Here is a 21,019-nt window from a genome sequence, read left to right as displayed (position 1 = left end):
TGCCCCGTCACCTGTCCTTCAGCGCCGCCAGGGTTGCCGGTTGCCACAGACCTGCAACCAGCACGACGGCCGCTGCCACCGCGCACGCGAGCACCCCACCGCGCACCGCCACGTCCAGCACGAGTGCGACGGACGAACCGAGCGCCGTGACCGCGTAGGTCACGGCGAGCGCCACGCCCCACAGGACCCCGGGCACGACGACGCCGAGCCCTTCGACCCACCTCAGGACGACCCCACCGGACCACGGCACACCGATCGACGCGTACAGGGCCGCGCGACCGCGACGTGTCCACGCCACGACGACCCAGACCATCCCGACCACCCCGCCGGCGGCGGCTCCGACCCACCGGGTGGGGCGCTGGTCGTACGCAGCCGCGGGGTCCGCCGCGAGCGCGCCGGCCGGCAGTCGGTCCGCGACGGTGATCGCGCCGGTGGCGCTCTCTCCCAGCACGGCCGGCAACGCCGCGTGCACGTCCTCCCGGTACTGCGCGCCGATCCGCACGAAGCAGGCGTCGGCGCCCCCGGTTCCGGGTGCCGCGACGAGGAGGCCCGTGGACGCACCCTCGGACAGCAGCTCGAGGTCCGCGACGGACGAGACCGTCAGGACCCCCCGCGGCAAGCCCGGCATCACGTCGTCCGGGAGGAGCTGGAGCCGGGACCCGACGGACCACTGCCAGCGATCGGCGACGACCGTGGAGACCACGACGTCGTCGGGCCCGGGGACCGGGAGTCCGAGCAGGTCGAGCACCCCGTCCGTGGCCGCCACGACGGTCTGGCGGGCCTCCGGACGGCCTACGACGCCGGTCGCGCCCGGCGTCACCGTGACCGCCGCGCTCGCCGTGACGCCCGTGAGCCGCCGCGCGGCGACGCATGCGGCGACGTCGATCGTCGACGCGTCCTGGCGTCGCGCGACGAGCAGGTCGCCGCCCTCCGCCAGGTAGTCGCGCTCGGCCTGCACGACGCGGTCCGCGGTGTGCACGTCGGCCACGAGCCCGACGCCGACGATGCCCGCGGTGAGCCCGACGAGCACGACCATGAGCACGCCCCCGCGGGACAGGTTCGCGATCGCCTCGTCCCACGACGCCCGCGCGGTCCACCGCTGCGTCACCGCCGCCCCCTCACGCCGTCACGACGCGGCCGTCGTCGATCCGCACGATGCTGTCGCACCGCGCCGCCACGGCCAGGTCGTGCGTCACGACCACGACACCCGCCCCCACCGACGTGGTGAACAGGGCGTCGAGGACCGCTTCGGACGTCGCCCGGTCCAGCTGGCCGGTGGGCTCGTCGGCCAGGAGGAACGGACGCGCGGACGCGAGCGCGCGCGCGATGACCACGCGCTGGAGCTCGCCGCCCGACAGCACGCGTGCGGCGTCTCCTGCCCGCCGGGCGAGGCCCACATCCGCCAGGCGATCCGCCGCCACGGCGCGGGACTCCTCGCGACCCAAGCCCCGGGTCCGTGCCGCGACTGCCACGTTGTCGAGCGCGGAGCGTTCCGGCAGCACGTTGACCGTCTGGAGCACCCACGCCGTCACGTCGCGAAGCGCTGGTGCCAGCCCTTCGGCGACCGCCACGCGCGCGGTGCCGCGGGTCGGCGTCACCAGCCCTCCCAGCACCGAGAGCAGCGTGGACTTCCCCGAGCCGGAGGGCCCCAGGACGGCGAGCGTGCGGTCCGGCTCGACCGTGAGGCTGGCGTCCGCCAGGATGTGCCGGTCTGCTCTCGGGTACCGGACCGTGACCTCGTCTACGACGAGCCGCACGGGTACGCCAGGTCGACACGTCCGGGATTCGCGAGCACCTCGTCCAGGGGCAGGTCGGCCGGCAGCTGCGCCGACCCCACACCGCCTCCCACGGGTGACACGGAACGGGGCTGCGCGTCAGCGGCGGCATACACGCAGACCGTGCCGTCCGCCCCCTGGACGAGTGCCGACGCGGGGACCACGACGACCGGCCGTGCCTCGACCGCGCGCACCCGCGCGGCGCCCTCCGTGCTCGGCGCCAGTGCCGACGCCACGGCGGCGACGTGGTCGGGCACCTCCACCGCACCGGAGCCGGGGACGTAGGGCACCTCGACCGACCCGACGACCAGCGCCGCGGCGGCACCGAACTCACCCACCCCGGCGACTCCGCCGGTCGGCTCGGTCACGGCGACGACCGACGCCCGCGCGGGACCGCGCAGCACCGGCGTGCCCGGAGCGACCGTCGCCCCGGTCTCCACGATCACCTCCTGCACGACGAGCGGAGAAGGGCCTACCCAGACGACGACCGCCGGATCGAACGTGCCGACACCCGTGCCGAGTCCCGCCTCGACGTTGAACCGTTCGACGGCACGCCGCAGCGCCGCCCCGAAGCGCCCGTCCGCCGGCCCGTCGTAGTGCCCGAGCACGGTCAGGTACTCCTGGAGCCGGGTGACGTCCGCGCCCACGTCTCCCGGGGCGAGCGGGCGCCACGGTGGCGCGCTCGAGACCATCGCGCGGACGGGACGGTCGTCGACGCGCAGCACCTCGGTGCCTGCGTCGAGCGTCGCACCGACCGACGGCGGGGCGGTGACGGTCCCCGCGGCGGCGAGCGTCACCTGGCGCCCCGGCGCCTCGCCGACCTCCACGGTGACCGCGGCCTCTGCCCGTAGGTCCTGCCGGGTCACGGGCGCGACGACCGGCTCGACCGCCGCTGCACCCGCGGTGCGGTTCGCGGCCGAGCTGACCGTCCACCACCCGACCAGCACCAGGACGGGGGCGAGCAGGAGCCCGGTCAGGACGACCCACGGGGTCAGGTGCACCGTCGCGCCGCGATCCGTCACCATGGCCGGGTACCGGGCGCGTAGCCGCGCGAGTTGCGACGACTCTGATGCTGCACTTTGTCCTCCGTCAATCTATGTGGCATCCGAGTGTCGCCCGGACTCCGCCGTCCGAGGCGCGAGCGCTCCCGCGCGGAGCGCTCGCGCCTCGGACGGCAAGGCTCAATACGTCCCAGCGCCGATGTGATCAACCATCTCCTTACCCGACTGCCGTGCATACGTCCCGTCGTAGAGCCACCCGGGCGACACCGTCGTGCTCGTTCCCGGCGGGTTGATGTAGATGCGAACTCCGACGATGCTGCACCCGTTGTTTCGGTCCTCCGAAGCGGCCCAGTCGGAGTCGAAGAACCAGGTGTGCCGGAACGTGCACGAGCGGATTGTCTCGTCATAGTAGGCCGCGCTGGCACTCCCGGCTGGGAGCACCAGTAGCAGGGCGGAAAGCGCTGCGACCGCGGTGGCTTGTCGCGTCTTGAAAGCCATGTTTCTCTCCTTCGTCTCGGTAAACTACAGAACCTGCTTCCAGAAGCCCGGCCTGGACCAGGATTCATGGCTTTCGGAGGCGCGAGGGTCGAACTCTGCCCATTCGGTAGATGGGTAACGCGAGCGAAACGTAAACGGGCGCGCGGATGTCAGCCGTCCCACGTGCTGTACCCAATCTCTCCCATACAGTCAGAAGTCGAGTTCAACTGCGTCCGATCGGAGGCCGCGTTGATCAGCTCTTCGAAGGAAGCATCCGCGCTCACGTCTGCCCCATCCGTGACGAGGCACTCCCGAAGGAGCGGCTCCAGCGCCGCAGCGCGCCGGCTCGCCCATGCAAGAGCATCAGGACTCTGCGTCTGCCAGTACATGTCGACGAAACGCGCCTCCGTCAGGTAGCAGTCATCCTGGAGCGACTTTCCGGCCGCACCCGCCAGATCTGTGCCTGCCGTCGTCCCCTGCACCGTGTACTTGATGACAGTCGTCCCATTCTGACGTTGCGTCCCAGCGACGCTCACCGCGAGGCCCGCGTCCCGCATACACTCGAAGGCGCGGTTCATGGCCGTCTCGTACTCGTCGTATGAAACGTCGCCGTCCTCGAGCAAAGCGATCTGGCCGGAACCGGCGCCCTCCTGCCGCGCCGACTCGAGGACGCGCATGGCACCGTCCGGCGCCGCATCGGCACCAGTTGGCGCGCAGGCCGCGATGAGCGACACCCCCAGCGCCGCTCCTGCTGCGTACAGGACTGGTTGGCGCAAGCCTCGTCTAGGCGACGTCTGCCGCTCGAGAATCGGGTCAACCCCTCCTCTCGTCCGTCGCGCGCAGCGTTCCCACGCGACTTGGCTACCCGAACGACTCGCCACGGAGCCTCCTTAGTCGACGCTGGCGGCGGGAGGCGTCGTCGCCCCTATGACTGCAGCACCGTAACGCGTGTGACACCCCCGTGTCTGAAGAATCGGGTCTCGCGACGGCGTCAGTACCGATCCGCACCTGCGAGAGTCAGACGACACGCTCGGAGGGTAGTGTGGCGCCCCGGCGCCGCGGTGGATGTGATCGTGCTCGCCGAACAATCGTCACGCGACGCAGCCACGGAGGAGACATGACACGTCCGAGAGCGGGCATCGCCGCCGGCTCCGCGCTCCTGGTCATGACGCTGGCGGCATGCAGCCCTGCCGACCCTTTCGCCGTGCTCGACGGCCTCGGGGGCGCCGGCCTCGCCGAGCGGTGCGCGGACGGCCTGCCCGAGCCCGAGGGCACCGTGACGCACGTGTGCAACGACGGGCAGGGCGGCGGGACGGTGCCGATCGACCTCGAGGCAGGCGACTACGTGCTCGTGGTCCTGTGCGACGGTGACGTGCGGGACATGACCGTCAAGCTCGCGGCGCTCACGCCCCCCGTCGAGCCCGCGGTCGGCGAGTGCGACCCGCAGGGCGACCCGGCGCAGGCCGAGATCGGCACGCTGGACGAGCCGACCCTCACCGAGATGACCATGCTCCAGCACGGCGAGGGCGACGTCGCGATGTTCGTCGTCCGCCGCTGACGCCGGACGACCTGCCGGGCGACCTGCCGGACGGAGCGCCCCGCGGGTCGGGTCAGACCGTGACGCCCAGCCGGAACGTCCCCGAGCGCTCCTCGCCCGGCTCCAGCACGAACACGCCCGTCCCGGGCACGCCCTGGTCGTGCAGCGTGAACCCGTCGTTGACGTTGGTGGCCGGCTCGATCGCGAAGTAGCAGCGGCGCCGCGGCGCGTACAGGACGAGGTGCCGGTAGACCGGGTCGACGGTCAGGTCGACGGTGACGCCCTCCTCGGGGTACTCGACGTGCACGGGCGCACCGGGCGCCAGGTCGGTGAGGACGTCGTCGACGAACCCGGTCCCCAGCGGCCGTCGCGTGCGGAAGTCCGCGCGCGGCGGGACCGGTCCCGCCGGGCCGTCCGGCAGCGCGGACGTCAGGCGGTACCCGGCGTCGGCGCGGACCTGCAGCAGCGGCCCCGCGGTCGGCGGGTACTCGCGGACCGGCGCCCCGACGGGCAGCAGCGCACGGCTCAGGTACGGGTGGTGCCCGAACCCCGCGGGGAACGGCTCCACGTCGGTGTTGCGCACCGACGTCGTGACCACCAGGTCGTCCCCGTCCACGGCGTACCGCACCGTCGCCCCGAACTGCCAGGGGAAGTTGACCCCGATCTGCTCGGTCGTGTCGACGGCGAGCGTCACCGCCGTGCCCGTCCGCTCGACGACGTCCCAGTGCGCGTACCGCACGGCACCGTGGATCGCGGTGCCGTCGGGGGCGGTGCGCTGCAGCTGCCACCGCCGCCCCGCGAACGGCAGCACACCGTCGCGGATGCGGTTGGACCACGGCACCATCGGGAAGCTCGCGCACTTCTCCGGGTTGCCCGACGACGTGCGCCGGGTGGGGCGCAGCAGGTCGCGCCACACCCCGTCGGAGGTGCGGATCCGCCCGGCGCCGAGGGAGGCCCCCGTGCCCGGGAGCACGTCGACCTCCCAGCGGTCGTTGCGCAGCGTGACGGCGCCCGCCGGCGCCGCCACGGCCGGGGTGACCGGGGCGGGCGCGGGCTCGGTGACCTGTGCGGTGATCGTCATCGGCGGCAGCCCCCTGCTGTCGGCGCCGGGCGCACGGCGGCCCCGGTCAGAGCGTGACCTCGACGCGGACGGTGCTGCCCGCCGGCGCGTACGGCACGTGGTTGCCCTCGACGGGGGTCCCGTCGACGACCAGCGCACCGCGCGAGCCGCGGGCGCCGGAGTTGGTCACCGTGATCTCGTACGTCGCGCCGCGGGCGACGCGCGTGACGGTGAACGAGGGGACGTCCGGGCCGATCTGCGGGTCGACGACCAGGCCGTCGTAGTCCGGGCGCACCCCCAGCAGGTACTGCGAGACGGCCACGAAGTTCCACGCCGCGGTGCCCGTGAGCCACGAGTTCTTCGCCTCGCCGGCGCGCGGCGCCTGCTTGCCGGCGATCATCTGCGCGTACACGTACGGCTCGAGCTTGTGGACGTCGCTGATCTCCTCGCGGTACGCCGGGGTGATCCGCTTGTAGTAGTCGAACGCCTTGTCCCCGCGGCCCACCACCGTCTCGGCGATGATCACCCACGGGTTGTTGTGGCAGAAGATGCCGCCGTTCTCCTTGTACCCGGGCGGGTACGTCGAGACCTCGCCGAGCTCGATCTGGTAGCTCGTGTACGCGGGGTACTGCAGCACCAGGCCGTGCGGCGTGCCGAGCATCTCCTCGACCGCGTCGAGCGCCTGGATCGCGGGCGCCTCGGTGTCGTCCGGGCCGTCGCCGACACCGATGCCGGCCATGACCGCGAAGCCCTGCGGCTCGATCCAGATCTTGCCCTCGGGCTTGGCGTCCGTGCCGACGGGGTTGCCGTAGAAGTCGTACGCGCGCAGGAACCAGCGGCCGTCCCACGCGTGCTCGAGCACGGCCTCGCGGACCTCGTCGACGACCTTGCGGGCCTGGGACGCGACCTCGGTGAGCCCGCGGCGCTCCGCGAGCTCGGCGTACTGCTCGCCGTAGAGGACGAACTGCGCGGCGATGAACACCGACTCGGCGTGCCCGCCGGCCTGGTTCTCCGTGGTCTGGAACGACTCGCCCGGCTCGGTGGAGAAGCAGTTGAGGTTGAGGCAGTCGTTCCAGTCGGCCCGGCCGATCAGCGGCAGGCCGTGCGGGCCGCGGTGGTTCACCGTGAAGTCGAACGAGCGCGTCAGGTGCTCGAACAGCGGCACCTCGGAGCCGGGCGCGTTGTCGAACGGCACGGGCTCGTCGAGGATCGAGAAGTCCCCGGTCTCCTTGACGTACCCCGCGACGCCGGCGATCAGCCACAGCGGGTCGTCGTTGAAGCCCGACCCGATGTCGTTGTTCCCGCGCTTCGTCAGCGGCTGGTACTGGTGGTACGCCGACCCGTCCTCGAACTGCGTCGAGGCGATGTCGATGATCCGCTCGCGTGCGCGGTCCGGGACCAGGTGGACGAAGCCCAGCAGGTCCTGGTTGGAGTCGCGGAAGCCCATGCCGCGGCCGATCCCGGTCTCGAAGAACGACGCCGAGCGCGACATGTTGAACGTGACCATGCACTGGTACTGGTTCCAGATGTTGACCATCCGGTCGAGCTTCTCGTCGTCCGAGCGCACCGAGTACGTCGACAGCAGGTCGGTCCAGTACGCCTGCAGCGCCTCGACCGCGGCGTCCGCCTGCGCGGCGGTGGCGAACCGGCCCAGCAGCGCGTGCGCCTTCTCCTTGTTGACGACCTGGTGGGCGTCGTCCGCCCACTTCTCGTCCTGCGCGTTCTCCAGGTAGCCCAGGACGTAGACGAGGTCGCGGGTCTCGCCCGGCGCGAGGGTCACGCGCACCGAGTGCGACCCGATCGGGTACCAGCCGGAGGCGACCGAGTCCGCCGAGGCGCCGGCGCGCGGCACGGCCGCCTCACCGAGCGAGTTGTAGGCGCCGACGAACGTGTCGCGGTCCGTGTCGAAGCCGTCCGCCCGCGTGTTCACGCCGAACACGGCGTAGTGGTCGCGGCGCTCGCGGTACTCGGTCTTGTGGTAGATCGCGGACCCGTGGGGGCCGTCCTGCTCGACCTCGACCTCGCCGATCGACAGGTTGCGCTGGTAGTTGGTCTGGTCGTCCTGCGCGTTCCACAGGCAGAACTCGACGAACGAGAACAGCGTGACCGTCTTCTCGGCGTCGGACGTGTTGGTGACCGCGACGCGCTGCACCTCGGCGTTCTCGCCCAGGGGGACGAAGAACGTCGTCGCGACCTTCAGCCCGCCGCGCTCACCGGTGATGCGGGAGTACCCCAGGCCGTGCCGCGCCTCGAAGTGGTCGAGGTCCGCCTTGACCGGCAGCCAGGACGGCGTCCACACGTCCCCGCCGTCGTTGACGTACAGGTAGCGGCCGCCCGCGTCGGCGGGGATGTTGTTGTAGCGGTACCGCGTCAGGCGGCGCATCTTGGCGTCGCGGTAGAACGAGTACCCACCGGCCTGGTGGGACAGCAGCGAGAAGAACTGCTCCGACCCGAGGTAGTTGATCCACGGGTAGGGGGTGTGGGGCGTCGTGACGACGTACTCGCGTGCCTCGTCGTCGAAGTGGCCGAACCGCATCGCATGCCTCTCGTGCCTCGTCGCACGGCCGACGACCGAGGCGTCACCGCGACGGGTGCACGCCAGGTGTCAGCGACCCTGCTCAGGTACCTGGTCGTCCTACGGAACTACATCGCGGGACCTCCCGCGCGGGCTCGCCGTCGAAGCGCGTCGCCTGACCGCGGCGAGAGCGCTCCCACAGACGAGCGGGCACAGCATATCCCGAAGGGTGATCCGCCCGGAACGGCCTGTACCTTTCACCGCCCGTCGCGCCCCGACGACACGTCCCCGCCGCGCTCGAGCCCTCCGCGCGTGCCGGCCCGCGCGGCGTACCCGCAGGACGTCCGTCCCACGGCTCGTGGCGCACGAGTCGGGCACATGGGGAGCAACCCGGCGCCGCCGGGATGAAGTGCGGTGTGAAAAGGCCCGGCCCCGCGCCCACGCGCCACGGCGCCCCCGCACGATCTCCAGGCGCAGAGCGCTCGCCGGTCGCACCGGCCCGCCACGCACCCCCACTCCGGACCGCGCCGTCGGCGCACGCCCGGACGACCCCTGGAGGACCCGTGCCCCTGAGGCAACCGCCCGCATCCCCGACGACCCGAGGCACCGCACCGCACCGCGGGCGCCGGGCCCGGCGCGCGACGACGACCGTCGCCGCCCTCGGCCTCGCGCTCGGTGGCGGGCTCCTGCTGCCCGCACCCGCGGTCGCCGACCCCGCACCCGCGGCACCGACCTCGCTCTTCGCGGTCGGCGCGACCGTCGCCGGGACCGTGCCCGACGGCGTGTGCTCCGTCGTCGCGACCGTCGTCGGCGGCGCCGGTGGCCGGTCGGCAGCCGGCGCCAACGGTGTGGGCTCCAACGGCGCCGGCGCCGCGGTGACCGCCACGTTCGACGTGCTCCCCGGCACCACCTACAGCGGCAGCGTCGGCGGCGGCGGGCGCACCCACACCGGCAGGACCGGCGGCGCGGGCGGCGTCGGCGGGGGCGGAGCCGGCGGCACCGCCGTCACGGACCACGGCGGCGCCGGCGGCGGCGGCCTCAGCTCGCTCCACCTCGGCGGCACGGACGACGCCGCGCTCGCCGTCCTCGCGGGCGGCGGTGGCGGCAGCGGCGGCGGTCACTCGATCACGAGCGACGGCTTCGGCGGTGACGCCGGGCTGCCGACGACACCCGGCCAGGTCGCCGCGGGCGCGGCCGGGACCAACGGCTTCGAGGGCGGACCGGTCGTCGGCGGCGGGCAGGGCGGCGGTCCCGTCGCGCCCGGCGCCGGTGGCACCCACCCGAACCCCGCGCTGGCCGGACTGCCGGGCGTGGGCCGCACGGGCGGTGCCGGCGCACCCGACCCGAACTACGACGCCGGTGGCGGTGGCGGCGCCGGCCTGCACGGCGGCGGCGGTGGCGCGTCCACGACGATCCGCGAGGGCGAGAACGGCATCACGACCGTCGCCGGCGCCGGCGGTGGCGGCGGGTCCAGCCTCGTCGCCGCGAGCGGACGCGACGTGCAGGCGACGGCCGCGGGCCGGCAGACCGGCACGGGCAACGGCGCGGACGGCTCGATCCGGCTCGACTGGGTCGAGTGCGCGTACGACCTCGCCGTGACCAAGACGGCGGTCGTCAGCGGCGCACCCGCGGGGTCGGCCGACCTGGCGCCCGTGGGCAGCACCATCACGTGGACCGTCACCGTGCGCAACGCGGGCCCGCAGGCGATGACCCGCGGCGACGTCGTCGTGCTGCGCGACACCCTGCCCGGCGCGGGCGCGACGTCGCTCACGTCGGCGACCGTGTCCGGCGGCAGCAACGCGCAGCTCGCGCGCGGCCCCGTCACCTGCGACGCGACGACGGGCGCCCCGCTGCCCGCGGCGCTGACGTGCTCGCGGCCCTTCGCCCCGCTCGGCGGCGTCGCCGACGGCGCACGCGGCCTCGACGTCGGGGAGACCCTCACCGTCGTCTACACCCAGCAGGTCACCGACGCGCCCGGCACGGTGCTCGCGAACGTCGCGAGCGTCGAGGACCGCGGCGACGAGGACGACAACACCGCGACCGGGACCGTCACCGTCATCGGCCGGCCCGTCGCGACCGACGACGAGGACCGCGGCAACCGGATCGGCGAGCCCGTGACGGTGCCGGTGCTCGGCAACGACTCCGCCACGAGCGGCGCGCTCGACCCCGCGAGCGTCGTGCTCTGGGACGCCGACCGCGGCGAGTCGCTCGGCACCGAGCTCGTCGTCCCCGGCGAGGGCACGTGGACGGTGGACACCACGACCGGTGACCTCACGTTCACGCCGCAGGACGGGTTCCTCGTCGACCCCACGCCCGTGACCTACCGCGTGAGCGACGACCACGGCCAGACGGCGACGGCCCTGGTCACCGTCACGTACGTGCCGGAGGCGGCGGACGACACCTCCCTCGGCCACGCGATCGGCACGACCGTGACCCTCGACGTGCTCGCCAACGACACCGGCGACCTGGACGCGACGAGCGTCCGGCTGGTCGACGGCGGCGACCGCGTCACGACGCTCGTGATCCCCGGTGAGGGCACGTGGACCGTCGACCCCACCACCGGCGAGGTGACGTTCACGCCCGAGGACGGGTTCCTGCTCGACCCGACGCCCGTGGGCTACGAGGTCACCGACACCACGGGCGACACCGTGACCGCGACCGTGACGGTCGGCTACGTGCCGGGCGCGACGGACGACTGGGACCTCGACAACCCGCTGGGCAGCACCGTGACGGTCGACGTCCTGGGCAACGACACGGGCGACCTCGACCCCGCGACCGTGCGTCTGGTCGACGGCGACGACCGCGTCACGACCCTCGTCGTGCCCGGCCAGGGCACGTGGACCGTCGACACCACGACCGGCGGGGTGGTCTTCACGCCGCAGGACGGGTACGTGGGCAACCCGACGCCGGTGCGCTACGAGGTCACCGACACCACGGGTGACACGACCGGCGCGCAGGTCACGGTGACGTACCAGCCGGAGGCGACCGACGACACGCGTCGCGACAACGTGCTGGGCACCCCGGTGGTGCTCGACCCGCTCGGCAACGACCGGGGCGACCTGGACCCGTCGACCCTGCGCCTCGTCGACCCCCGCACCGGTGAGCTCGTGCGCACGCTGGACGTGCCGGGCGAGGGCACGTGGACGGTCGACCCGGCGACGGGTCGGGTGACGTTCACCCCGCTGGCCGGCTACGACGGCAACCCGACGCCCCAGCGGTACGAGGTGGGCGACGCGGCCGGCGGCACGACGAGCGCCCGGCTGGTCGTGCTGTACCTGCCGCAGGCCGCGGACGACGTCGACGAGGGCAACGTGCGCGGCACGGCCGTGACGGTGGACGTGGTCGGCAACGACCGCGGCACGCTCGACCCGACGACCGTCCGCCTGCTCGACGCGGCGGGCTCCCCCGTCACGTCGCTGACGGTCGGCGGCGAGGGCACGTGGACGGTCGACCCGGTGAACGGGGCGATCACGTTCACGCCCGTCGCCGGGTTCCCGGGCGACCCGACGCCGGTCCGCTACCGCGTGGCCGACGTCGAGGGCAACCCGACCGAGGCGGTCGTGCGCGTCACGTACGTCGACCCGGCGACGTCGCCCGCCCCGACACCGGCACCGACCGCAGCCCCGACGGTGGCACCGACCGCGGCACCGACGCCGGCACCGACCGCGACGCCCGACCTGGCCGTCACGGGCTGGGGCGGCTGGGGGCTCGCGGCGCTCGCCGGGCTCCTGGTCGTGGCGGGCGCCGGCGTCCTGGTGCTGCGTCGCCCGACGGCCGGGTGACCCGCACCGCCCCACCGGTCCGCCGGTGAGGCCCTGAGCCGCCCGCGCCTCGGCGCGGGCACCCACCACGCGGTGGGGCGCACCCCCCGGAGCGCCCCACCGCGTGCGTGGTCCCGGGGGACGTCGCTCAGGGGCCGGGGGTGTCGCCCGCGCCGCACTCGGGCAGCAGCCCGAGGCGCCCGGCCGCGGCGAGCGCCTCCGCGCGCGAGGACGCGTCGAGCTTGCGGTACAGCGAGCGGAGCTGGGACTTCACGGTGTGCGGGCTGACGACCAGGTCGGCCGCGATCTGCGCGCTCGACCCGGTGCGCGCCAGCGCGCGCAGCACGACCGCCTCCCGCGGGGTCAGCGTCGGCAGCTCCTCGGCCGCGGGGACCACCGCGGGCGACGACACGTCGACCAGCTCGACCAGGCCGACGGGGCCGTGCTCGCGCGCGAGGCCCACGAGCGTCGAGCGCGCGTCGGCGGGGACCAGCGCGAGCGGCAGCCGCAGCTCGTGCACCGTGAGCAGCGCGTGCGCGCGGCGCAGCGCGGCCGCGGCGTCGACGTGGCGGTCGAGCGCGACCAACGCGGCTGCCTCGAGCAGCGCCTGGTCGGCCTGGGTGCGCACCGCGGCGCGGCGCACGGCAGCGGTCCGCGCGAGCGTCTCGAGAGCGACCTCGGGGCGCCCGGCGGCGAGGTGGGCGCGGGCCAGCGCGACGACCCGCGCCGGGTCGCCGGGCGTGCGCGGCAGCAGCTCGAGCGCCGCGAGCGGACGCCCCGCCGCGACCAGCAGGGTCGCACGCGTGGCCTCGAGGCCGGCCGCGGCCGCACGGTGCGCGGGCTGGTGCTGCGCGTGCTGGCGCAGCGTCGCGTCGAGCCGTGCCAGCGCGGTCTCGGCACCGTCGCGCAGCAGGTCCACGTACGCCTGGGCGTGGGCGACCAGGGGCCAGTGCTCGATGGTCGGCAGGTGCGGCGCGAGCGTGTCGAGGTGCGTCTGCGCCCGCTGCGGGTCGAGGTCCTCGAGCGCGAGGAACGCCTCCGCGACGCGGTAGCAGGCACCCGAGTAGCCCTCGACGAGGCCCGCCGGCCAGCTGCCCGCCCGCACGCGCCGCACGTACCGCCGTGCGCGGGGCACCGCACCGTCGAGCGCGAGGGTGCCGGCGAGCAGCGCGAGGCCCGGCAGCTGGGCCGGCGGGGTCGCGGCAGCAGCGACACCCTGCTCGAACGCGTGCACCGCCTGCTCGACGCGGTCGTCGTAGAGGAACGCGGTGCCGGCGTGCACGTAGGAGTGCGGCAGGACGTCCGCGACGCGCGCACGCTCGACCTCGGTGAGCTCGTCCGCGCGCCGGACCACGTCGGCAGCGGCGCGCGCAGCCGCGCGGCCGCGGCCCGTCAGCCGCAGCGCCACGACCTCGATCGTGCGCAGCAGCACCCGGTCGGCGGGCGGCGTCCGCTCACCCTCGACGCGGGCGCTGGCTGCGGCGAGACCGAAGAGCGCGACGGCACGCAGCCGGCCCGTGGGGTCGGCGTTGTACCCGAGCGCCAGCAGGAACAGCAGCAGGGGTCGCCGACGCAGGCGCAGCAGGTTCACCGGTCGCAGCGCGGGCCGCACCGTGCCGACGTCCTCGAGCAGGAACGAGCGCCAGTGCCTGCGCGCGACGGCCGTGACGAGATCGAGGTCGTCGGAGTCGACGGCGGCGTGCAGCGCCTCGACAGGCAGGCCGTGGTCGTCGCACCACGCGGCGACGCGCGCCCGCAGACGCCGGAACGCTGCCGGGTCGGTGCGCCGCAGGCGGGCGCGCAGGGCGTCCCGCACGACCGGGGTGTACGCGAACCCGCTGCGGGCGGTGTCGGTCCACGTCCCCAGGCCCAGCGCGGCGACGGCGTCGAGCCGGTCGCGTGCCTGCGCGCGGCCGCACCCGCTCAGGTCGGCGACGAGGTCCGGCGTGAGGACGTCGGCCGTCGCGGTCGTCCGCACGAGGTCGGCCGTCGAGGCGTCCAGGTGGTCGACGGCGCGGACGACCACCTCCTCGAGCGTGCGCCGGCCGTCGTGCCCGGGCTCCTGGTCGGCGAGCGCGACGAGACGGACCCCGAGCGGTGAGCCACCGGTGAGGTGGTGGACACGCGCGGCACGCCCGACGTCCGACGCGTCGGGACCGTCGACGCCGAGGACGCGCGCCGTCTGCGCCACCGTGAGCGCGAGCTCGGCCCCCGTGACGACGTCGACGTCCACACGCACCCGCGCGGCGGGCGACTCCAGGTGCCCCGGGGAGCGGGTCGTGGCGACGACGCGCAGGCTCGGGACGGCCTCGACCAGGTGCACGACGTCGGCGGCGGTCGGCTCGTCGAGGCCGTCGGCGCCGTCGAGCACGAGCACCACCCGCCCGAGCAGCCCGAACCCGCGTACCAGGTGCGTCCGGACCGCACGCGCCTCGCGCACGCTCGTGGCGCCCGCGGCGAAGGGGTGCTCGCGGCCGGGCAGGCCCGCGTCGGCCACGGCCTGCACGACCCGCTCCCAGAACGCGCGCCCCTGAGCCCCCTGCACCTGGACCCAGACCCCGCGGTGCGCGGTCGCGCGCGCCCACTCCGCGGCCAGGACCGTCTTGCCGCCCCCGGCGGGGGCGCGCAGCACGATCACGGGCGCGGCGCTCTCGAGCCGCGCCACGAGGTGCGGCCGCGGCACGAGCCACGACGGCAGCCGCGGCGCGCCGTGGACCGTCGCTCCGCCGTGCGCGTCGGCGGTCACGCGAGCGCCCGCTCACGCGTCGGGGCCGTGGGGACGCGGCCCGCGCGCCGCCCGGCGACCAGGGCGAGCAGCGCGACGACCGCGGCGACCACGAACAGCGCGGGGTACCCGCCGGCGCCGGTCACGAGCAGGCCGGCGAGCACCGGCGCGAGCGCCTGGGGCACGTTCGTCGCCACGTTGAACAGCCCCAGGTCCGTGGCGGGCGAGCTCCCGGCCGCCGGCAGCACCTCGGTGACGAGCGCGGTCGCCGCGGCGAGGTGGGCACCGGACGCCAGTCCCTTGAGCACCGCGAACACGGCCATGCCCGGGACCGTCGGCCACAGCAGGGGGACGAGCACGGCCACGGCCAGCAGCGCGCACGCCCCCACCAGGAACGGCGTGCGCCGGCCCGTCCGGTCGCTGCCCAGACCCGTGACGGCGGCGCCCACGAGGACCGACACGAGGCTCACCGCCGTCAGTGTGCCGAGCACGACGGACGCACGGGCGTCGGTGAGGCCGAGGTGGTCGGTCAGCACGTAGAGCTGGTACGTGTACACGAGCTGGTAGGCCAGCACGAACCAGAAGCGCGACGCGAACACGCGCGCGAACGCGGGCTCGCGACGCGGGTCCACGAGCAGGCTGCGCCACGGGCGGGGCGACGAGGCGCGGGGGCGTGGCCGTGCGACGCCCGCGACGACGACGAACACGGCGGTCGCCACCAGGACACCCGTCCCGAGCGCCGCATACGCACCGACCGTGCCGTCCGGGGCGGCGCCGATCCGGGTGACGGCGACCGCCGCGCCCGCGACGGACGCCGCACCGAGCGCCGCGAGGGTGCGCCCGCGTCGCGGCGGCGGCACCTCGTCGGGCACGACGGCGGCAGCGGCGACGTCGACGCCGTTGAGCGCGACCTGCGCGACGACCCACAGCGCACCGAGCAGCAGCAGGGAGGACGCCCGCCCGAGGGCGAGCAGCGCGACGGACGCCACCAGCGCGCAGCCCACGAGCCACGGGACGCGCGGACCGAACCGGCCCCGGGTGCGGTCGCTCAGCGCACCGACGAGCGGTTGCGCGGCGACCGTGAACGCGAACGACACGCTGCTGACGAGCGCGAGGTTCTCGACCTTCGACGCCGCGTCGAGCAGCGCGACCTGCCGCGGCAGCAGCACGACGACGACGCCCGCGTAGCAGGCGGCGAGCGCGGCCTGGACGAGCGCCAGGGGTGCCACGACGCGCACGGTCCGTGCGGTCGTCGTGGTCACGCGTGCCACGCTAACCCGGCCACCGGCCCGCACCCGTGGCGCGCCGCGGGTGAACGCGCACGTCACGTCCGGCCGTCCGGGGGAGGGCCACACGTGTGAGGGTGCTGTGCACGGCGCCCGGTTCGTACCGGCTCCGCACCGGTTCCCACTACGCTCGCACGCGTGCTGCTCTCCGACCGCGACATCCGTGCCGAGCTCGAGTCCGGCAGGGTCGCCCTGGACCCGTACGAGCCCGCGATGGTCCAGCCGTCGAGCGTCGACGTGCGTCTGGACCGGTACTTCCGGTTGTTCGACAACCACAAGTACCCGGTGATCGACCCCGCGGCGGAGCAGCCCGACCTCACGCGCCTGGTCGAGGTGGAGCGCGGCGAGCCGTTCGTGCTGCACCCCGGGGAGTTCGTCCTGGGGTCGACGTACGAGCAGGTGACGCTCCCCGACGACGTCGCCGCGCGGCTCGAGGGCAAGTCCTCGCTGGGACGGCTCGGCCTGCTCACGCACTCGACGGCCGGGTTCATCGACCCCGGGTTCACCGGGCACGTGACGCTCGAGCTGTCGAACATGGCGACGCTGCCGATCCTGCTGTGGCCCGGCATGAAGATCGGGCAGCTGTGCTTCTTCCGCCTGACGTCCCCCACGGAGAACCCGTACGGGTCCGCGGCGTACGGCTCGCGGTACCAGGGGCAGCGCGGGCCGACCGCGTCCCGGTCCTGGCAGGGCTTCCACCGGACGGACGTGTGATGGCCGCGTACCCGCCGCTCGCGGTCGACGACCCGACGCTGGCCGACCGTCACCTGCTCGCCCTGCCCGAGGGCGTCGAGCCCGAGGAGATCGAGGTCCTCGCCGCCAGCCGGTTCCGCAACGTGCGCTGGGAGGACGCCCGCGCGCCCGAGACGCCGACCCGCACCGGGGTGCTCCCGGCGGTGACCGCGGCGTTCGGGATGCGCTCGGTCGCTCGCCAGCAGGCCCGGCCGTCGCGCGCGCTGCGCCTGGCGCGGCTCTCCTCGCTCGCCGGGCCCTACGGCGTGGGGGCGCACGACGCGATCGCGCTCGGGCTGCCGGCGACGACCGTGATGGTCTGGGTGCTCGACGCCCCGCGCGAGCGCGGCGAGCGCCCGTGGCCCGGGGGCGACCGCGACGGGCTCAAGCGCGCGTTCCCCGACGGGCTGCCGATCCGCGAGGAGGAGCGCGTGCTGCAGTGGCTGATCGCCGCCGCGCGACGCCTCGGCGGCGCGGTCCGCACGCAGACCGGCGTCGTGCTCACGCCGGACCCCGACGCGGCGACCGACCTGACCGTCCTCACGGACCGCTGGCTGGAGCCGGCCGACGTGCTGGCCGTGGTGCAGCGCGTCCAGCCGCGCGCCTTCCTCTCGGTGGCGACACCGGGCTCGTGGTCGGGCCCGACGGTCCTGGCCGGGCGCGGGTCGCAGGGTGCGATGGGCGGCAGCCCCGAGTCCGGCGGCTCCGGGCTGCGCGCGGCCCTCGAGGAGCACGGCGTGCTCGACCCCGACGACCGGCGCCGCCTCATGGCCGAGGCGGACGCCTACGACCAGCTCATGCTCGCCGACCCGCCGCCCGCCGAGGCCTTCGGGGTGCTGGTCGACCTGGGCGTCGACGGCATGCTGGCCGTCGAGGTCGCCGCGTGCGAGCAGCTCCCCCCGCTCATGGAGGACCTGCCCTGGACGAAGGCCGGCGTCGTGGCCTACCGCGTGCGCTGGGAGCCGTTCGAGATCGAGCAGATCGAGCAGGAGAAGCCGTCGTTCGAGCACCGCGTCGCGCGCAGCCGCTCGGCACCGCTCATCGCGACGGTGACGAAGGCGCTGCAGGCCGTGGCCGGCGGCGAGGTGGCCGACGAGGCCGACTTCCTGGTGGACCCGGCCGACCTCTGAGGGCCGCTGCGCCCGGGACCGGGCAGGGAGGCACACCCCGTGAGCACGCAGTTCTACGCGGACGCGGCGACGTACGACCGGCTCTTCCCCGGGAGCGAGCAGGCCGTCGCCTTCTACCGGGCCGAGGCCCGCCGGCAGGGTGGACGCGTCCTGGAGCTCGGGTGCGGCACCGGGAGCAAGCTGATCCCGATCGCGTCGGACGGTCGGCCGTGCACGGGCCTGGACCTGTCGGCGGACATGCTCGCGGCGGCCGCGCGCAAGGCGGACGCGCGCGGCGTGCAGGTGCGGTGGGTGCAGGGCGACATGCGCGGGTTCGACCTGGGCCGGACGTTCGACCTCGTGGTCATCGCCGCGAACTCGCTGCTCCACCTGCTCACCGCCGAGGACCTGGTGGGCTGCCTGCGGTCCGTGCGACGGCACCTGGCACCCGGAGGACGGCTCGTCCTCGACGTGTTCAACCCGAGCGTGCGCGCGCTCGCCCTGGCGGACGGCGTCCGGCGACGGCGCGACGCCCTGTCCTTCGTCGACCCCGACCGGGGCCTTGTGCACGTCGACGTCGCCGACACCTACGACGCGGCGACGCAGGTGACGCGCGGGACGTGGTACTTCTCGACGGAGTCCGAGGCCGACGTGGTCGTCGCACCGCTCGAGATCCGCTGCGTCTTCCCCCAGGAGCTCCCGCTGCTGCTGACGCTCGCCGGCCTGCGGCTCGTCGAGCGCTTCGGCGACTGGTCCCGGGCACCGCTCACCGCCGACGCCCCCCTGCAGCTCTGCGTCTGCGCGGCGGACTGAGCCGGACGGTCCGTCGGCACCGTGACGCCCACGCCCTGGTCGCTGAGGGCGTGGGCGTCACGGTCAGCAGGAGCCGTCGGTCAGCCCAGGACCTCCGGGTACGCCACCGCGTCGTCGCCCGTGCGGCCCAGCACGTGCTCGGCGAGGAACGCCTCGACGGCGCCGTACCAGACCTTGGCGTGCTGCGGCTGCAGGATCCAGTGGTTCTCGTCCGGGTAGTAGAGGAACCGGTGCGGGCTGCGGCCCTCGTCGTCGGCGGGCAGGCCGGACGCGGACAGCAGCTCGTACCACAGGCGCAGGCCCTCGCCGATGGGCACGCGGTAGTCCTTGTCGCCGTGGATGACGAGCATCGGCGTGACGATGTCCCCGACGAACCGGTGCGGTGAGTTCTCGAGCGCCATCTCGGGGGTCATCTCGCGCTGCCAGTAGTACGACGCGTCGGTCGTGGGACCGAACTGGTCGAGGGCCCACAGGCTCGCGTGCGTGACGATCGCGCGGAAGCGGTCGGTGTGCCCGGCGACCCAGTTGGCCATGTACCCGCCGAACGAGCCGCCCATCGCGGCGGTGCGCTCGGGGTCGACGTCGTCGCGCTCGAGCGTCGCGTCGGTCGCCGCGAGGAGGTCGGTGTAGGGCGCGGCGCCCCACGACCCCCAGCCGCGCTGGATGAAGTCCTGGCCGTAGCCGGTGGACAGCGCGGGGTCCGGGAGCAGCACGGCGTAGCCGCGCGCCACCAGCAGCCACGGGTTCCACCGCCACGACCACGCGTTCCACGAGCCGAGCGGGCCGCCGTGGATCCACAGCAGCAGCGGGGCCTTGGCGTCCGGGCCGGCGCCGTCGGGCAGCGCGAGCCAGGAGCGCACGCGGGTGCCGTCGGCGGCCGTCGCGACGACCTCCTCGAGACGTCCCGGCAGCGCGACGTCGGCGGCCGGTGAGGGCAGGGCCTGCGCCGCGACGGGCGTGCCCGCGAGCGCGGCCGCGAGGTCGATCCGCACGGGGTGCGCGGGCGCCTCGTACGACGTGCGCAGCGCGTAGGCGGTCCGTCCGTCGGGGCTGACGCGCACGTCGGAGAAGGCCGCGTCGTCGCTGGTCACGCGCGTGACGGTGTCCGTGCTCAGTTCCACGTGGAACACCGGGGCACGGCCGTCCTCGTCGGCGACCACCAGGAGGCCGTCGGACGTCGGCAGCCAGACGAACCGTCCGGGCCAGCGGTCCCACGTCGCGACCAGGCGACGGGGCTCCCCGCCGGCCAGCGGCACGACCCACAGCTGCTCGGACGGCGCCTCGAAGGGGGTCGACAGCGTGCCGCGCACGTAGGCGACCCACTGACCGTCGGGCGACACGACGGGCCCGGCGACGTCGGCGTCGGGGTCGTCCACCAGGACGCGCCGCTCACCCGTCGCCACGTCGACGGCGACGAGGGACGTGCGCAGCTCGCCGCGCGCGACGGCCCGGTTCCACGGTGCGACGACCGTGCGGCCGTCGGGGCTCAGCACCGGCGACTGTTCGAGCAGGGCGATGCGGGCGTCGGGCGTGACGTCCGCCAGGTCCAGCCGCGGGTCACGCTCACCCGCGCGGGGGGCGACGACGTCCGCGGCGATCGTGCCGACGAACGCGTGCGGCGAGCCGGGACCGAGGTCGTGGTCCCAGTACCGCACCGGGTACCCGGTGTGCAGGATCGCGGCGACCTTGGCGTCCTTGCGCTCCTTGCGGCGGCGGTCGTCGTCCGCGGGGTCGCTCGCCGAGGGCAGCACGTCGGACGTCACGAGCACGGTGGGGGCGTCGGTCGCGACCTGGACGCCCCCGAGCCCGGCGCCGCGGTCCGCGACGACGCGCGCCTCGGCGCCGTCGGCGGGCAGCAGCCACAGGGCGGGCTTCGGCTCGTCGTCCGGGTCCTGGGCGTCCGGGTCGGGGCGCGCGCTGGTGAACAGCAGGTCCCCCGCGGGGGTGAAGGCCGCGGACGCCTCGCTCTTGGCCGACCGCGTCAGGCGCCGCGCCGGACGCTCCCCCGCGGGGTCGACCTCCCACAGCGCGGTGACGTACCCGGTGCGCTTGCGGTCGAGGGTCTGGACGGCCGTGACGAGGCGCGTGCCGTCGGGCGAGAGCACGAGCCCCGACAGGCGGGGGAGCGCGACGTAGGCGTCGAGGTCGTGGAACGGGGTGGCGGCCGGGGTGTCGCCGCCGGGAGGTGTCGTCATGGCACCGTCCTATCACCCGCAGGTGACAGGGAC

General features: G+C 74.8%; 15 protein-coding genes. 5 read left to right on the top strand and 10 right to left on the bottom strand.

Going from position 1 to position 21,019, the window contains the following annotated elements:
* Positions 1 to 7: 7 nt before the first annotated feature.
* The 5 genes from Cph01nite_RS15730 to Cph01nite_RS15710 all read right to left on the bottom strand — a co-directional run bounded on the left by Cph01nite_RS15730 (position 8) and on the right by Cph01nite_RS15710 (position 3,987).
* Positions 8 to 1,108: a hypothetical protein gene (locus tag Cph01nite_RS15730; protein ID WP_203675639.1), complete on the bottom strand. Its 1,101-nt coding sequence runs from the start codon at positions 1,106 to 1,108 to the stop codon at positions 8 to 10.
* 10 nt (positions 1,109 to 1,118) lie between these two features.
* Positions 1,119 to 1,757 (bottom strand): ABC transporter ATP-binding protein, encoded by a 639-nt coding sequence (locus tag Cph01nite_RS15725; protein ID WP_203675638.1) that lies wholly within the window; start codon positions 1,755 to 1,757, stop codon positions 1,119 to 1,121.
* Positions 1,742 to 2,800 carry a peptidoglycan-binding domain-containing protein gene (locus tag Cph01nite_RS15720; protein WP_203675637.1) on the bottom strand — a complete coding sequence of 353 codons (1,059 nt, stop codon included), beginning with the start codon at positions 2,798 to 2,800 and terminating at the stop codon, positions 1,742 to 1,744. The genes Cph01nite_RS15725 and Cph01nite_RS15720 overlap by 16 nt, the downstream gene beginning before the upstream one ends.
* 156 nt (positions 2,801 to 2,956) lie before the next feature.
* Positions 2,957 to 3,274: a hypothetical protein gene (locus Cph01nite_RS15715; RefSeq protein ID WP_203675636.1), complete on the bottom strand. Its 318-nt coding sequence runs from the start codon at positions 3,272 to 3,274 to the stop codon at positions 2,957 to 2,959.
* A gap of 149 nt (positions 3,275 to 3,423) precedes the next feature.
* Positions 3,424 to 3,987: a hypothetical protein gene (locus tag Cph01nite_RS15710; protein ID WP_203675635.1), complete on the bottom strand. Its 564-nt coding sequence runs from the start codon at positions 3,985 to 3,987 to the stop codon at positions 3,424 to 3,426.
* A 383-nt stretch (positions 3,988 to 4,370) separates the two neighbouring features.
* Between Cph01nite_RS15710 and Cph01nite_RS15705 the strand changes: the two genes are divergently transcribed.
* Positions 4,371 to 4,811, top strand: coding sequence for a hypothetical protein (locus Cph01nite_RS15705; RefSeq protein ID WP_203675634.1), 441 nt, complete (start codon positions 4,371 to 4,373; stop codon positions 4,809 to 4,811).
* 52 nt (positions 4,812 to 4,863) lie between these two features.
* Here the strand turns inward: Cph01nite_RS15705 and Cph01nite_RS15700 are convergent, their stop codons facing one another.
* Positions 4,864 to 5,871, bottom strand: coding sequence for an aldose epimerase family protein (locus Cph01nite_RS15700; RefSeq protein WP_203675633.1), 1,008 nt, complete (start codon positions 5,869 to 5,871; stop codon positions 4,864 to 4,866).
* A gap of 46 nt (positions 5,872 to 5,917) precedes the next feature.
* Complete coding sequence (locus tag Cph01nite_RS15695) at positions 5,918 to 8,386, bottom strand: glycoside hydrolase family 94 protein (RefSeq protein ID WP_203675632.1); 2,469 nt, start codon at positions 8,384 to 8,386, stop codon at positions 5,918 to 5,920.
* 542 nt (positions 8,387 to 8,928) lie between these two features.
* On the opposite strand from Cph01nite_RS15695, the gene Cph01nite_RS15690 reads away from it, so the two are divergent.
* Positions 8,929 to 12,147 carry an Ig-like domain-containing protein gene (locus Cph01nite_RS15690; RefSeq protein WP_203675631.1) on the top strand — a complete coding sequence of 1,073 codons (3,219 nt, stop codon included), beginning with the start codon at positions 8,929 to 8,931 and terminating at the stop codon, positions 12,145 to 12,147.
* 127 nt (positions 12,148 to 12,274) lie between these two features.
* Here the strand turns inward: Cph01nite_RS15690 and Cph01nite_RS15685 are convergent, their stop codons facing one another.
* The gene (locus Cph01nite_RS15685; RefSeq protein ID WP_203675630.1) at positions 12,275 to 14,872 is read right to left on the bottom strand and encodes a LuxR family transcriptional regulator; all 2,598 of its coding nucleotides are present in this window, start codon (positions 14,870 to 14,872) and stop codon (positions 12,275 to 12,277) included.
* A complete protein-coding gene (locus tag Cph01nite_RS15680; RefSeq protein ID WP_203675629.1) occupies positions 14,869 to 16,113 on the bottom strand; it encodes an MFS transporter in 1,245 nt (414 codons plus the stop codon). The genes Cph01nite_RS15685 and Cph01nite_RS15680 overlap by 4 nt, the downstream gene beginning before the upstream one ends.
* A 162-nt stretch (positions 16,114 to 16,275) precedes the next feature.
* Between Cph01nite_RS15680 and dcd the strand changes: the two genes are divergently transcribed.
* The 3 genes from dcd to Cph01nite_RS15665 are packed head-to-tail and all read left to right on the top strand — an operon-like array spanning position 16,276 to position 18,791.
* Positions 16,276 to 16,851, top strand: coding sequence for a dCTP deaminase (dcd, locus tag Cph01nite_RS15675; protein ID WP_203675628.1), 576 nt, complete (start codon positions 16,276 to 16,278; stop codon positions 16,849 to 16,851).
* A complete protein-coding gene (locus Cph01nite_RS15670) occupies positions 16,851 to 17,999 on the top strand; it encodes a hypothetical protein (protein ID WP_203675627.1) in 1,149 nt (382 codons plus the stop codon). Before dcd ends, Cph01nite_RS15670 begins: the two co-directional genes overlap by 1 nt.
* 39 nt (positions 18,000 to 18,038) lie before the next feature.
* Positions 18,039 to 18,791, top strand: coding sequence for a class I SAM-dependent methyltransferase (locus tag Cph01nite_RS15665; RefSeq protein WP_203675626.1), 753 nt, complete (start codon positions 18,039 to 18,041; stop codon positions 18,789 to 18,791).
* Between the two features lie 80 nt (positions 18,792 to 18,871).
* On the opposite strand, the gene Cph01nite_RS15660 is transcribed toward Cph01nite_RS15665, so the two are convergent.
* Complete coding sequence (locus Cph01nite_RS15660) at positions 18,872 to 20,986, bottom strand: S9 family peptidase (protein ID WP_203675625.1); 2,115 nt, start codon at positions 20,984 to 20,986, stop codon at positions 18,872 to 18,874.
* Positions 20,987 to 21,019 lie beyond the last annotated feature (33 nt).

Source organism: Cellulomonas phragmiteti (genome assembly GCF_016862775.1).
Taxonomy (GTDB): Bacteria; Actinomycetota; Actinomycetes; order Actinomycetales; family Cellulomonadaceae; genus Cellulomonas; species Cellulomonas phragmiteti.
The sequence above is the reverse complement of the archived record's forward strand: the minus strand, read 5'-3'. Positions and strand labels throughout refer to the sequence as shown.

Coding starts and splice junctions, on each gene's coding strand:
- Cph01nite_RS15715 (WP_203675636.1), bottom strand. CDS start 3,274: ATGGCTTTCAAGACGCGACAAGCCACCGCGGTCGCAGCGCTTTCCGCC.
- Cph01nite_RS15705 (WP_203675634.1), top strand. CDS start 4,371: ATGACACGTCCGAGAGCGGGCATCGCCGCCGGCTCCGCGCTCCTGGTC.
- Cph01nite_RS15700 (WP_203675633.1), bottom strand. CDS start 5,871: ATGACGATCACCGCACAGGTCACCGAGCCCGCGCCCGCCCCGGTCACC.
- Cph01nite_RS15660 (WP_203675625.1), bottom strand. CDS start 20,986: ATGACGACACCTCCCGGCGGCGACACCCCGGCCGCCACCCCGTTCCAC.
- Cph01nite_RS15695 (WP_203675632.1), bottom strand. CDS start 8,386: ATGCGGTTCGGCCACTTCGACGACGAGGCACGCGAGTACGTCGTCACG.
- Cph01nite_RS15670 (WP_203675627.1), top strand. CDS start 16,851: ATGGCCGCGTACCCGCCGCTCGCGGTCGACGACCCGACGCTGGCCGAC.
- Cph01nite_RS15720 (WP_203675637.1), bottom strand. CDS start 2,800: ATGGTGACGGATCGCGGCGCGACGGTGCACCTGACCCCGTGGGTCGTC.